Source organism: Pedobacter sp. CFBP9032, assembly GCF_034045265.1.
GTDB lineage: Bacteria > Bacteroidota > Bacteroidia > Sphingobacteriales > Sphingobacteriaceae > Pedobacter.
The window spans coordinates 239,635-254,332 of sequence record NZ_JAXCWE010000002.1 but is presented as its reverse complement, the minus strand read 5'-3'; the positions used below and the strand labels follow the sequence as shown (position 1 = coordinate 254,332).

General features: G+C 41.0%; 6 protein-coding genes, 1 tRNA gene and 1 other RNA gene. 5 read left to right on the top strand and 3 right to left on the bottom strand.

The features are described from left to right. Positions 1–586: 586 nt before the first annotated feature. A tRNA-Lys gene (locus SOM16_RS04870) sits at positions 587–659 on the bottom strand. A gap of 176 nt (positions 660–835) precedes the next feature. Here SOM16_RS04870 and SOM16_RS04865 point away from each other — a divergent pair. From SOM16_RS04865 to SOM16_RS04855, 3 genes are all read left to right on the top strand, one after another. After that, positions 836–1,948, top strand: coding sequence for a formylglycine-generating enzyme family protein (locus SOM16_RS04865; RefSeq protein ID WP_320462867.1), 1,113 nt, complete (start codon positions 836–838; stop codon positions 1,946–1,948). A gap of 133 nt (positions 1,949–2,081) precedes the next feature. Continuing rightward, a complete protein-coding gene (locus tag SOM16_RS04860) occupies positions 2,082–3,419 on the top strand; it encodes a sugar MFS transporter (protein ID WP_320462866.1) in 1,338 nt (445 codons plus the stop codon). Between the two features lie 166 nt (positions 3,420–3,585). Further along, the gene (locus SOM16_RS04855; RefSeq protein WP_320462865.1) at positions 3,586–4,092 is read left to right on the top strand and encodes an HAD family hydrolase; all 507 of its coding nucleotides are present in this window, start codon (positions 3,586–3,588) and stop codon (positions 4,090–4,092) included. Between the two features lie 454 nt (positions 4,093–4,546). Here SOM16_RS04855 and fsa read toward each other — a convergent pair whose 3' ends face one another. Together fsa and ffs are read right to left on the bottom strand one after the other, a co-directional pair. Continuing rightward, the gene (gene fsa, locus SOM16_RS04850) at positions 4,547–5,206 is read right to left on the bottom strand and encodes a fructose-6-phosphate aldolase (RefSeq protein WP_320462864.1); all 660 of its coding nucleotides are present in this window, start codon (positions 5,204–5,206) and stop codon (positions 4,547–4,549) included. A 113-nt stretch (positions 5,207–5,319) separates the two neighbouring features. Continuing rightward, positions 5,320–5,419: signal recognition particle sRNA small type (ffs, locus tag SOM16_RS04845), an RNA gene on the bottom strand. Positions 5,420–5,830: 411 nt separating this feature from the next. On the opposite strand from ffs, the gene gltB reads away from it, so the two are divergent. Both gltB and SOM16_RS04835 read left to right on the top strand, forming a co-directional pair. Next, positions 5,831–10,330 (top strand): glutamate synthase large subunit, encoded by a 4,500-nt coding sequence (gene gltB, locus SOM16_RS04840; protein ID WP_320462863.1) that lies wholly within the window; start codon positions 5,831–5,833, stop codon positions 10,328–10,330. Positions 10,331–10,333: 3 nt separating this feature from the next. Continuing rightward, positions 10,334–11,800, top strand: coding sequence for a glutamate synthase subunit beta (locus SOM16_RS04835; protein WP_320462862.1), 1,467 nt, complete (start codon positions 10,334–10,336; stop codon positions 11,798–11,800). Positions 11,801–14,698 lie beyond the last annotated feature (2,898 nt).

Here is a 14,698-nt window from a genome sequence, read left to right as displayed (position 1 = left end):
AATCATAGCTTATGAACCTCAGTTACATCAAACCGCGAAAACCATTTTCATTTTCACCCCACCCATTTGACTTAGGAACCTTTATGGGATTGTGGCAGAATCACGATGACAACCATTTCTTGTTGAAAATATATAAAAAATTATTTAGCCACCGAACACGGAAGGTCATCCTCGAGATCGAAATGACGAAGCAATCTCTCCTACAAAAAAGATTGCTTCGCCTGCTAAAAAGCTATCTCAAAATGACAATCTTTTCAGCAAAAAAAAACTTATCCGGCGACATAAGACGCTCACCGCAAGACTTCAGAAGATGAACTAACAATGCTTCGGGTTCTACCCGGGTTCCATCCCAGTCTTAGCCCATGATAAGTTGCATTTTAAGGCATTTTTAGGAAGGCAATAGGATTAGCAATCATCACTTAAAAATGATCAAAAAAAGAAGGCTGCTTGCTAGATATTTTCTTTTTTACTTGCTAGCTGGTGTTTCCATTTTTGTCATTTTTAAAACGGCTGTCATTAACGGCTGGAAGAGCCATCCCGGAGTGAATCAAAAAACAAAAGCCTCACATTTCTGTGAAGCTTTCTGTGATCCCGCTGGGATTCGAACCCAGGACCACTACATTAAAAGTGTAATGCTCTACCAGCTGAGCTACGGAATCTACTTTGCTTAAAACGTTGCCGTTTTCTTTAAAGTGATGCAAATATAGGGTTCATTGATATCTAATGCAAATAAAAAAAAATGAAAAGTGCTACTGTATTGATTTATAAGGGGATTAATTATAGAAGACCTTTTTTTTATAGATTTTTGATAAATTTAGCCCTCAGTCTTGCCAATATGAATACACTAAAAATCGTCTGCTATTTACCTTTCGTTGCTTTAATTGCATGCTGTAACAACCAAAAAAGAGAAGAATCCAGCAAACGAACACAAGATTCATTGGCTTCCTGTGAGAAAAATCTGCCCGGTCGCTTCGGTGTAATTAGAGAAACTTCGAGTTTTGCAGCAAATAAGGCCACCCATGATGGAATGGTGCTGATCCAGGGAGGAACTTTCGAAATGGGTGCAGCAGATAACGAAGGGCGGAAAGATGAATACCCTAAACACCAGGTGACATTGAAATCCTTTTGGATGGATGCAACAGAAGTGACCAATGCAAGTTTTGCTAAATTTGTAGCGGCCACTGGTTATGTAACTACTGCAGAGCGAAAGCCAGAATGGGCGGAAATGGCAAAGCAACTTCCACCGGGAACACCGAAGCCACCAGATAGCGTAATGGTTGCCGCATCCCTGGTTTTTTATCAACCCAAAACCATCAATGGATTGAACGATGCTTCGCAATGGTGGCGCTGGGTTAAGGGTGCAAGTTGGAAACACCCAAAGGGCTTGAACAGTAACATCACGGGAAAAGAAAATAATCCGGTGGTGCAGGTATCCTGGGATGATGCCATGGCCTATTGCAAATGGGCAGGAAAGCGTTTGCCCACAGAAGCTGAATGGGAATTTGCAGCAAGGGGCGGCCTGAAAAATGCGAAATATCCCTGGGGAAATGAGGATATTGAAACAGACAGACCAAAGGCAAATACCTGGCAAGGGAATTTTCCTGTAAAAAACACAGTATGGGATCAGTTTGCCGGACTAGCTAAAGTTAAAAGTTTTAAACCAAATGGCTATGGATTGTACGATATGGCCGGCAATGTTTGGGAATGGTGCAGCGATTGGTATCGTCCTGATTTCTATGAAAGCTTAACAGGCGTCACATCAAACCCTAAAGGCCCTGGCAATAGTTATGATCCGATGGAACCTACAGTTCCCAAAAAAGTAGTTCGTGGAGGATCATTTATGTGCAATGCATCCTATTGCAAAGGATATCGGGTAACCTCAAGAATGAAAACCTCGGTTGATACGGGTTTAGAACACACCGGTTTTCGGTGTGTGACTAATAATTGACTAATAATTGATGAATATGTTTAAATATTATTGAATTTAAGTCTATTTGTGCGAATATTACTGCGATTTGATTTCTAAATGAGGAAAATAATTGGTTATTTTGGCGAAACCAATCAAACCACAAACCAAACCAATGTCAAATCCAACTAAAGCGCAAAATTATACGTTTGCATTATTCGTAATCGGTGTTCTCTTTTTTATTTTTGGATTTATTACCTGGGCAAACAGCCAACTGATTCCATATTTAAAAATCGCTTGTCAGTTATCCAGTACCGAATCCTATTATGTAGCCTCTGCTTTTTTTGCTGCTTATTTCGTCATGTCAATTCCTTCATCCTTTGTGCTAAAATTCACCGGATTTAAAAAGGGAATGTCGGTTGGTTTATTTGTGATGGCAGTTGGCGCTGCGGTATTTATTCCTGCAGCCTATGCCAGAAGTTTTCCAACATTTTTAATTGGCCTGTTTGTTATTGGCAGTGGTTTAGCGCTACTTCAAACGGCATCCAATCCATATGCAGCAGCGATAGGTCCGAAGGAAAGTGCTGCAAAACGCATTAGTATCCTCGGAATTTGTAATAAGATTGCCGGCATCCTGGCCGTTTATGTATTAGGAAGCATTATTCTTAAAGATAGCGATGCCTTTGAAGCCAGTTTGAAAACCATGGACGAAGTAGCTAAAAATACGGCTTTAGATGCCCTTGCACAAAAAGTAATCATGCCTTATGTTTTTATCGCTGCTTCATTTGCCCTTGTAGGAATTCTGCTTTTCTTCGTGCAGCTTCCTGAAGTAGAGGAGGAGCAGGACATTCTGGATCCGAATGCCTTGCCTGGAAGTGCGCAGGTAGCTGCAGCCAATAAAAATGTATTTAACTTTCCGCACCTAATTGTCGGCGTTTTTGCTTTGTTTTTCTATGTGGGGATGGAAGTAATCAGTTATGATACTTTTGCCGGACTCGGAACACATCTCGGCTATAAACTTGATATTTCGAAAAGCTTTGCCACCTATACTGGCTACGGTTTGTTGCTGGGTTATACTATCGGAATCATCTCAATCCCGAAATTTATTTCACAAAGGAACGCATTAATTGTTTCGTGTTTGCTCAGCATAGTTTTGGTTATTCTAGTCGTAGTTATAAAAGCGAATCCTGGTCTTACTACCCTTCATCTATTCGGTAATGACTTCAATTTACCTACACATCCGGCAGTATGGATCTTTGCCCTTCTGGGGTTTTCAAACTCCGTAATGTGGCCTGCAATCTTCCCAATGGCGATAGATGGGCTAGGTAAATTTACCAAGATGGGATCAGCATTGCTGATTATGGCTATTGTAGGTGGTGCTATTCTTCCACCGGTTTATGGTTACATCTCTGAAACCATCGGCAACGGACAAACAGCCTACCTCATGATGATTCCGGCTTACTCATTCATCCTTTATTTTGCGGTAAGTGGTTATCGTTTAGGTAAAAAATAACTTTTTTAAATTGCTAAGACCAAAGAAAGAAACGGGCTGAAAAATAATGCTGATCTTTGTGGGTGAGTATATCTTTCTTATCCCATTAATTTTGTCTTATTTTGATTTTCAGTTTTACGTAAAACTTAATCCGTAAAGTTTAAGTTTCCAATATTTAAATTCCCAAATGAACAAAGCTATTTTTCTAGATCGTGATGGCGTGCTTAATCACGAAATTTATGATTACATCTGCCGTGTGGAAGATTTCAAAATTCTGGATTATCAGATTCCAGTATTGAAGAAATTATATGATGAAGGTTATCTGTTAATTGTGATCACAAACCAGGGAGGTATTGCTTTAAAAAGATATACAGAGCAAGAACTAGCCATCATGCACCAAATGTTAAGAAATGCATTTGTAGCCAAGGGTGCTGATATTGCTGGTTTCTATTATTGTCCACATCACCCAACAGTTGGAGGTGAATGTAAGTGTCGCAAGCCAGCTTCAGGTATGATTCTCGACGCCATAGACATGTATGATATCGATCCAGCTCAATCCGTGATGATTGGCGACAAAGTAAGAGATGTAGAAGCCGCAAAAGGAGCAGGAGTGAAGGGGATATTAATCGCACCTGATGAGCAGATTAGCTATGAGAAGGTGAAGGAAGTCTTAAGTCGGGAGTCTTTAGTCTAAAGTTGGAAGTGAGTTGATTCTTGCTTTCCTTTTCAGTCTGGAGTCGGTAGTCTTGAGTCGGGAGTCTTGATTCTTGCTTTCCTTTTTAGTTTGGAGTCTTTAGTCTTGAGTCGGGAGTCTTGGGTGGAGAATTGATTCTTGCTTTCCTTATCTTTATCGATCGGTGTTTCACTGACAGAAAATATCTGCAATAACGATCACATGATCAACTGATTAATTTTTGAGAAAGACTATTAATGATCAATGGCTGTATCGAATACAATCTGTACCTATTACATACAGACTATAGGCAACAAAAAATCCTAAGTTTTTAGCAGAATCTCTACTTCAAACTTAGGATTTTTATTTTATGCTCTTTGCTATAGTTGTACTTTAACTCCAGACTTCAGACTATTGACTTCAGACTGTTGACTAAAGACTGTCGACTAAAGACTATTGACTAAAGACTCCGATCTTACTTGCCTGCTGCCTTAGCGTGATCTGCTAAGAAAGTAGCTAAGCCAGAATCAGTTAATGGGTGTTTTAATAATCCTGCAATTGCAGCCAAAGGAGCAGTGATTACATCAGCACCTAATTTTGCACAGTTTACAATATGCAACGGACCGCGGATAGATGCAGCTAAAATTTGAGTTTCGTAACCGTAGTTATCAAAGATGGTTCTGATATCTTCAATTAAAACTAAACCATCGCTCGAAATATCATCTAAACGACCTAAAAAAGGAGAAACATAAGTTGCTCCGGCTTTAGCCGCTAATAAAGCCTGTCCGGCAGAGAAAATTAAAGTACAGTTGGTTTTAATTCCTTTTGAAGAGAAATGTTTAATTGCTTTAACGCCATCTTTAATCATCGGAACTTTAACAACGATTTTAGGATTTAATGCTGCTAAAGCTTCACCTTCCTTAACAATTTCGTCGAATGTAGTGGCAATAACTTCTGCACTTACGTTATCTTCAACGATATCGCAAATTGCTTTATAATGATTGATTACGTTTTCTTGGCCAGTAATACCTTCTTTAGCCATTAAGCTAGGGTTAGTGGTAACGCCGTCTAAAATGCCAAGGTCATGAGCTTCTCTGATTTGATCAAGATTTGCTGTGTCGATAAAAAATTTCATGGTTGTAAATTCTTAAATATTTGAGTTTTCAATGATTGGAACCCTGAAGAATTTAATTCCCCCTTCAGAGTTTACTCCGATTTTCCATCGGAGGCATTAAGGGAAAAGAAAAAAATGGGCAAGCAACTTCTATCGCACCGCTACAACCTTCTACCCTTGCTATGTTCCCATCCTGGGGGAGTTCAAAGGGAGCTGGTCGTAAAAGACTTGCCCGCCACAAAGGTAGAAAAAGAAGTTGTTTTGCAAAATGCATTTTTTGATTTTTTTAACTCCTTTGCATATCTTGCTGATTGATACGTAAATAAAATTAAACAAGCCAAAATCTTTTTTAAATTATTTTCCAATACAACCAAATTTGTCTCATTGATCAGCTGTATCGATATCAATAATGATTAAACAGCACTTTTTTAACCACTAAAATCTATCCAAACTACACATTTATAGTAGAAAAATTGAATTGTTATATTCGTAATTATAGTAGTTAATATTTAGTTATATTTTAATATAATGGATTAAAATTGTTTAAAAACTAAAATAATTCTAAAAATTGTAGCAACTCTGTAATTTGATCTTCGTTTTTCATATCTTAGTGTTTCCTATACACTAACAACTAACGAGCAAAGAATGGAACCAAACAGTGGATTGTACGACGCGCAATTTGAACATGATGCCTGCGGCATTGGGTTCGTTGCACATGTGAAAGGGCGAAAATCGCATCAAATCATCTCCGATGCACTTACTATTTTAGAAAATCTAGATCATAGAGGGGCATGTGGAGCAGAACCAAATACAGGTGATGGAGCCGGTATCATGATTCAGATTCCCCATGAATTTTTTTACGATGAATGTTTAAAGGCAGGCTTCAGCTTACCTGAAACCAATAATTATGGCGTAGGTATGCTTTTCATGCCTAAAGATATTCGTTCCAGAGAAGAATGTAGAGAACTGATTTATCGCGCAGCAGAAAAACTAGGATTAGAAATCTTAGGCTTTAGAAAGGTTGATGTGGATACTACCGATATCGGCAATATGGCACTTTCGGTAGAGCCAGAAATTGAACAGGTGTTCATTGGCCGCCCTTATGCGGTTAATCCCGGTGCAGATTTCGAACGCAAACTCTATATCTTTAAAAATTACCTGATTAAATTGATTGCCAATACGGTAAACGGTGGCAAGGATTTTTATATCGTTTCGCTTTCTGCGCAAACCATTATATATAAAGGTCAGTTAACCTCTTTACAGGTCCGTACTTATTTTAAAGACCTGAGCGATAAAAGATTGGTTTCTGCTTTAGGTTTGGTACACTCACGTTTTGCAACCAATACTTTTCCTTCTTGGCGTTTAGCACAACCTTTCCGTTTTATTGCCCATAATGGCGAAATCAATACCCTGCAAGGTAATCTGAACTGGTTTAGAGCTGGTGTAAAATCTTTTGCATCTGCCTATTTCACCAAAGAAGAACTGGATATGTTATTGCCGGTAATCGATGAAACGAACTCTGATTCAGGCTGTTTAGATAATGTAATTGAGTTATTGCTTCATGCAGGCAGGACGTTACCACATGTATTAATGATGTTGGTTCCAGAAGCCTGGGATGGTAACGAGGATATGGATCCCGTTAAGAAAGCATTCTACGAATTCCATGCTACATTAATGGAACCTTGGGATGGGCCTGCCGCCATCGCATTTACAGATGGTAAACTTATTGGCGCTACGTTAGATCGCAATGGTTTACGTCCTTCCCGTTATGCCATCACTTCAGATGACCGTGTAATCATGGGTTCAGAAGCTGGTGCATTGGCCATCGACCAAAGTACCATTATCGAAAAAGGTCGTTTAACACCTGGTAAAATGTTCGTGGTAGATATGGAGCAGGGCAGAATTATCAGTGATGATGAAATCAAAACCAAGGTTTGTGGCGGCAGTCCGTATGCAGACTGGATCAACCAATATCAAATCCGTTTAGAAGAATTGCCTGAACCACGTGTGATGTTCACCGGCCTTTCTGAAGAATCTATTTATAAATACCAGCAGGTTTTTGGTTACAGCAGGGAAGATATCGACTTGTTGTTAAAGCCAATGGCGATAGAAGCCAAAGAGCCAATTGGTTCCATGGGAACCGATACACCACTTGCAATTCTTTCCAAACGTCCGCAACACTTGTCGAGCTACTTTAAACAGTTGTTTGCACAGGTAACCAATCCACCAATCGATCCGATTCGGGAGAAAGTAGTAATGAGTTTGGCCAGTTTCATGGGAAGCAATGGCAATCTATTAGAAGAAAATCCGCTTCAGTCTCATTGTGTGGCTATTAAGCACCCTATATTAACCAATCAGGAATTAGAAAAATTAAGAAGTATTGATACTGGCGTTTTCCAGGCAAAAACTTTACAGACCTATTTCAGGGCCGACGGCAAACCGGGCGCAATGGCGAAAGCCTTAGACCGTTTATGTCGTTACGCCGTTGATGCGGTTGAAGATGGCTTCCAGGTAATCGTATTAACTGATAGGGCAATTGATTCAGAACATGCGGCAATGCCTTCATTGTTAGCAGTATCTGCCGTTCATCACCATTTAATTCGCAAAGGTTATCGTGGGGCAGTGGGTATCGTAATCGAAGCTGGAGACATTTGGGAAGTACATCACTTTGCCACCTTATTAGGCTTCGGAGTAACTGCAATTAACCCTTACCTGGCTTTAGAAACGATCAATGGCTTCCAGGCAGAATCTGGTTTATCAGCAGAAGAACTAACAAAAAATTATATTTACGCAGTAAACAGTGGTTTGTTGAAGATTTTCTCTAAAATGGGAATCTCCACATTACAATCTTATCAGGGAGCTCAGATTTTCGAAATCTTAGGACTAAATAAACAGGTCGTTAATACTTACTTCACTGGTGCAGTTTCAAGAATTGGCGGATTAGGACTTGATGAAATTGCTAAAGAAACGTTGATTAAACATCACCGCAGTTTTGGTCCGGTTACACAAACCGAAAACTTATTGCCAGCAGGGGGGACCTATAAATTCCGTCGCAAGGGTGAAGCCCATTTATTTAACCCGCAAACCATCCATTTATTACAAAACGCTACTCGCAAAAACGACTACGGTATCTTCAAGCAATACTCTAAACTGGTAAATGAGCAAACACAACAGGCTTATACCATTCGTGGCTTATTTGATTTTAACTATAGCCGTCAGCCTGTTCCTTTAAGTGAGGTAGAATCTACGGAAGCCATTTTAAAGCGGTTTGCGACGGGAGCAATGTCATTTGGTTCGATTTCTCACGAAGCACACTCAACTTTGGCCATCGCAATGAACCGCATTGGCGGAAAAAGCAATACCGGCGAAGGGGGTGAAGACGAAATGCGCTATACCAAAATGGAAAATGGCGACAGTATGCGTTCTGCTATTAAACAAGTGGCATCGGCACGTTTTGGTGTAACCAGTTATTATTTAACGAATGCAGATGAGTTGCAGATTAAAATGGCTCAAGGTGCAAAACCTGGAGAAGGCGGGCAATTGCCTGGCCACAAGGTGGATGATTGGATTGCAAAAGTGCGCCACTCTACTCCTGGAGTAGGTTTAATTTCTCCGCCACCTCACCACGATATCTATTCTATTGAGGATTTGGCACAATTGATTTATGACCTGAAAAATGCGAATCGCGCAGCCAGAATCAATGTGAAACTGGTTTCTAAAGCAGGTGTAGGTACCATCGCCGCTGGTGTGGCGAAAGCACATGCGGATGTGATTTTAGTTTCAGGTTTCGATGGCGGAACAGGTGCATCACCATTGACTTCCATTCAACATGCAGGCCTGCCTTGGGAACTTGGCTTGGCAGAAGCACATCAAACCCTGGTGAAAAACAGGTTGCGTAACAGAATCGTTTTGCAAACAGATGGCCAACTTAAAACAGGTCGAGATATCGCCATTGCTGCATTACTAGGAGCAGAAGAATGGGGAGTTGCAACAGCGGCGTTAGTAACTGCAGGCTGTATCATGATGCGTAAGTGTCATTTAAATACTTGTCCGGTTGGCGTGGCCACACAAGATCCGGAATTGAGGAAGTTGTTCAGTGGAGATGCAGATCACGTCGTTAATTTATTCCATTTCCTGGCGGAAGAATTACGTGAAATTATGGCTGAACTTGGTTTCAGAACCATTCACGAAATGGTTGGTCAGGCCGATATTTTAAAAGTGCGTGAATTGCCAGCTGAAGATTGGAAATTGAAACATCTGGATTTATCTGCTATCCTTTACAAAGCAGAAGACAACGGCTTGCCATTGTTTAATACAGAACAGCAGGATCATGGTTTGGCAAATGTGTTAGATCACCAGTTAATCGCTGCAGCTCAACCGGCTATTACCAATAACGAACCTGTATTTGCCAGCTTCAACATTAAAAATACGGATCGTTCTTTAGGTACCATGTTGTCTAATGAGATCTCAAAAGTGCATTTAGGAGCAGGTTTGCCGCCCGATACCATCAACTTTAAGTTTGTGGGTTCTGCCGGACAAAGTTTCGGTGCTTTTAACACGCGGGGGGTAACTTTATCTTTAGAAGGAGAAGCAAATGATTATGTAGGTAAAGGTTTGTCTGGTGCCCGTTTGGCTATTTATCCTTTCTCAAACTGTACTTTCGTTCCCGAACAAAACATCATCATTGGTAACGTAGCACTTTATGGCGCAACCTCCGGTGAATTATTTGCCCGTGGAAAAGCTGGTGAACGCTTTGCCGTACGTAACTCTGGAGCCACTGCAGTGGTAGAAGGTGTAGGTGATCATGGTTGTGAATATATGACGGGGGGTGAAGTCTTAATCCTTGGTGATACCGGAAGTAATTTTGCCGCTGGTATGAGTGGAGGTGTTGCCTGGATTTATGATGCTAATGGTACCTTTGCACGCAAATGCAATAAGGAAATGGTCGATCTTGATCCGCTACAGGCAGAAGATGAACAGCGAATTCTGGTTTTACTGAAAACCCATATTCGTTTAACAGACAGTAAGGTAGCCGATTTTATCTTAAGTGATTGGAAAACACAATCAAATCATTTCGTTAAAGTATTCCCTAAAGAATACAAAGCAGTTTTAGCAAAACGTAATCAACAAGTAAAAACACACTAAGCCATGGGAAAAGTAACAGGATTTTTAGAATACGACAGAGTTGCGCCCACCAGAGAAGAGGCTAAAACTCGTGTAAAACATTACGGGGAATTTTTAAATGAATTACCCGCAAAAGAATTAAATAATCAAGCGGCCCGCTGTATGGATTGTGGCGTTCCATTCTGTCAGTCAGGTTGCCCACTGGGTAATGTGATTCCGGAATTTAACGATGCCGTTTATCAGGCTAAATGGGAGCTTGCAGCAAATATCTTATTAAGCACTAATAACTTTCCCGAGTTTACGGGAAGAATCTGCCCAGCACCTTGCGAATCCGCTTGTGTGCTGGGAATTAACCGTCCGCCGGTTGCTATTGAAGAAATTGAAAAACACATTATAGAAATCGCCTTCGAAAAAGGCTTTATTAAAGCAAAGGCACCATTAATCAGAACAGGTAAAAAAATTGCTGTGATTGGTTCAGGTCCGGCAGGATTAGCTGCTGCTGCTCAGTTAAATAAAGTTGGGCATGAAGTTACCGTTTTTGAACGTGATGATGCGCCAGGTGGTTTGTTAAGATACGGAATACCTGATTTTAAACTGCAAAAAAATGTAGTCGACCGCCGTATCGATTTGATGAAGGAAGAAGGAATCATTTTCAGATGTAACGCCAATGTAGGCGAGAATGTAGAAATAAGCACCTTATTAAGAGATTATAATGCAATCGTTTTGGCAGGCGGATCTACTGTTCCGCGTGATTTGCCAATCGATGGGCGTTCAGCTAAAGGCGTACATTTTGCAATGGATTTCTTAAAACAACAAAACAAGCGTGTGGCTAACCGGGCGATCAGTTCTGAAGATATTTTAGCAACCGGTAAAAATGTAATTGTAATCGGTGGTGGCGATACAGGTTCTGATTGTATTGGTACTTCAAACCGCCATGGTGCGAAATCGGTTACGCAATTTGAGATCATGCCAATGCCGCCGGAAATGCGCACAGAAAATATGCCCTGGCCTAATTATCCGATGTTATTGAAAAATACTTCGTCGCATGAAGAAGGTGCGCAAAGAGCCTGGTCGGTAAATACCAAGAATTTTATTGCGGATGAAAATGGTAATCTGAAAGCATTAAAGGTAGTGGATGTAGAATGGGAAATTGATGCTGTAGGAAGACCGATTTCTTTTAAAGAAGTAGCCGGAACAGAAAGAGATTTACCTTGTGAACTGGTTTTCTTAGCCATGGGTTTCTTACATCCGCAAAAGGAAGGCTTAATTGAAAAATTAGGCGTAGAGTTAGATAACCGCGGAAATGTAAAAGCTTCAGAACATACTTACCAAACTAATATTGGGAAAATTTTCGCTGCAGGCGATACCCGCCGTGGACAGTCCTTGGTAGTCTGGGCAATCTCTGAAGGCAGGGAAGCTGCCCGTAAAGTTGACGAATACTTAATGGGGGTTACCAAATTAGCATCAAAAGATGCTGTTGCTTATGCTTAATTAGCTTTTTAAGTTCTATATTTTTTTAAGGTCGTGGTGCAAACCACGACCTTTTTTTTTGCTAGCATTGCTGCTTATGCCTATTTCAAATAGGAGATTGCCACAAGCATTACCAATGAAGGATCACAGAACATTCACGCAAAGACGTTCATGTATGAAATTAACACACTATTTTAACACGCTATACTAACTCGCTATATTAACACGGCATACTAACACACTATATTAATACGCTACATCAACACGCTACACTAACACACCATACAAAAACCGCCGTCATTGCGAAGCCAATCCTTTATTGGCTGTGGCAACCTCATTGCTACTTATGCTAAAGCAAATAGGAGATTGCCGCGAACATTACCGATGAAGGATCGGAGAATGTTCTCGCAAGGACGTTCGTAGAGGAAATTGACAAGCTATACTAACACGCCGTGCTAACACGCTATACTAACAAGCTATATTAATACGCTAAACTAACACACCACACAAGAACGGCCGTTATTGCGAAGCCAATTTTTCATTGGCTGTGGCAACCTCCTTGCTGCTAATGCTATAGCAAATAGAAGATAACACCAACGTTACCGATGAAGATCGGAGAATGTTCTCGCAAGGACGTTCAGAGAGGAAATTAACACGCTATATCGACAAGCTACAATAAGACGCTATATTAACACGCCATACAAAAACGGCCGTCATTGCGAAGCCAATCCTTCATTGGCTGTGGCAACCTCATTGCTGCTAATGCTATAGCAAATAGAAGATAACACCAACGTTACCGATGAAGTATCAGAGAACGTTCTCGCAAGGACGTTCACAGAGGGAATTAACAAGCTATACTAACACACCATACAAAAACTGCCGTAATTGCGAAGCCAATTCTTCATTGGCTGTGGCAACCACCTTATGGCTAATGGTGTAGCAAGGAGGAGATCGCCACGAACATCACCGATAAAGGAATGTTCTCGCAAGGACGTTCAGAGAGGAAATTAACACGCTATATTAACAAGCTATACTACCGCGCTACACTAACACACCATACAAAAACGGCCGTCATTGCGAAGCCAATCCTTCATTGGCTGTGGCAACCTCATTGCTGCTAATGCTATAGCAAATAGAAGATAACCACGAACCCCACCGGTGAAGGATCGGAGAATGTTCTCGCAAGGACGTTCAGAGAGGAAATTTACACGCTATACCAACACGTTACACTAACGCGCTATATTGACACGCTACACTAACACGCTAAACTAATACACCATACAAAAACCGCCGTCATTGCGAAGCCAATCCTTCATTGGCTGTGGCAACCTCCTTATGGCCGATGGTGTAGCAAGGAGGAGATTGCCACGAACATTACTGATGAAGAATCAGAGAATGTTCTCGCAAGGACGTTCAGGGAGGAATTTAATACGCTATTTTAACACGCTATATTAACAAGCTATACTACCGCGCTACACTAACACACCATACAAAAACTCCCGTCATTGCGAAGCCAATCCTTCATTGGCTGTGGCAACCTCATTGCGGCCGTTGCTATAGCAAATAGAAGATCGCCACGAACATTACGGATAAAGGATCAGCGAATGTTCTCACAAGGACGTTCATGTATGAAATTAACACACTATTTTAACACACTAAACTAACACGCCATACAAAAACGGCCGTCATTGCGAAGCCAATTCTTCATTGGCTGTGGCAACCTCATTGCTGCCAATGCTATAGCAAGTAAAAGATAACCACTAACCCCACCGATGAGGATCGGAGAATGTTCTCGCAAAGACGTTCATGTATGAAATTAACACACTATTTTAACACGCCATATTAACAAGCTATACTACCGCGCTACACTAACACACCATACAAAAATGGCCGTCATTGCGAAGCCAATCCTTCATTGGCTGTGGCAACCTCATTGCTACTTATGCTATAGCAAATAGGAGATTGCCACGAACATTACCGATGAAGTATTAGAGAATGTTCTCGCAAGGACGTTCATGTATGAATTAACACGCTATATTAACACACTATACTAACATGCTATATTAACACACCATACAAAAACCGCCGTCACTGCGAAGCCAATCCTTCATTGGCTGTGGCAACGTCCTTGCTGCTAATGCTATAGCAAAAGATAACTACCGACCTTACCGATAAAGGATCGGAGAATGTTCTCGCAGGACGTTCAGGAAGGAAATTAATACGCTACACTAACACCCTACACTAACACGCTATACTAACACGCTTAACTAACACGCCATACAAAAACGGCCGTCATTGCGAAGCCAATCCTTCATTGGCTGTGGCAACCTCCTTGCTGCTAATGCTATAGCAAGTAGAAGATTGTCATGAACATCACCGATAAAGGAATGTTCTCGCAAGGACGTTCATAGAGGAAATTAACACACTATTTTAACACTCTATACTAACACGCTACACTAACACGCCATACAAAAACGGCCGTCATTGCGAAGCCAATTCTTCATTGGCTGTGGCAACCTCATTGCTGCTAATGCTATAGCAAATAGAAGATAACCACTAACCCCACCGATGAAGAGTCATAGAATGTTCTCGCAAGGACGTTCAGAGAGGAAATTAACACGCTATATCGACAAGCTCACTAACTCACTATACTAACACGCCAAACTAACACACCATACAAAAACTGCTGTCATTGCGAAACCAATTCTTTATTGGCTGTGGCAAGCTCGTTGCCGCTTATGCTATAGCAAGTAAAAGATCACCACGAACCCCACCAATGAAGTATTAGAGAATGTTCTCGCAAGGACGTTCATGTATGAATTAACACGCTATATTAACAAGCTATACTACCGCGCTACACTAACACACCATACAAAAACGGCCGTCATTGCGAAGCCAATCCTTCATTGGCTGTGGCAA

Excerpts from the sequence above, each read along its gene's own strand:
- SOM16_RS04865 (WP_320462867.1), top strand. The coding sequence starts at position 836 with ATGAATACACTAAAAATCGTCTGCTATTTACCTTTCGTTGCTTTAATT.
- SOM16_RS04860 (WP_320462866.1), top strand. The coding sequence starts at position 2,082 with ATGTCAAATCCAACTAAAGCGCAAAATTATACGTTTGCATTATTCGTA.
- SOM16_RS04855 (WP_320462865.1), top strand. The coding sequence starts at position 3,586 with ATGAACAAAGCTATTTTTCTAGATCGTGATGGCGTGCTTAATCACGAA.
- fsa (WP_320462864.1), bottom strand. The coding sequence starts at position 5,206 with ATGAAATTTTTTATCGACACAGCAAATCTTGATCAAATCAGAGAAGCT.
- gltB (WP_320462863.1), top strand. The coding sequence starts at position 5,831 with ATGGAACCAAACAGTGGATTGTACGACGCGCAATTTGAACATGATGCC.
- SOM16_RS04835 (WP_320462862.1), top strand. The coding sequence starts at position 10,334 with ATGGGAAAAGTAACAGGATTTTTAGAATACGACAGAGTTGCGCCCACC.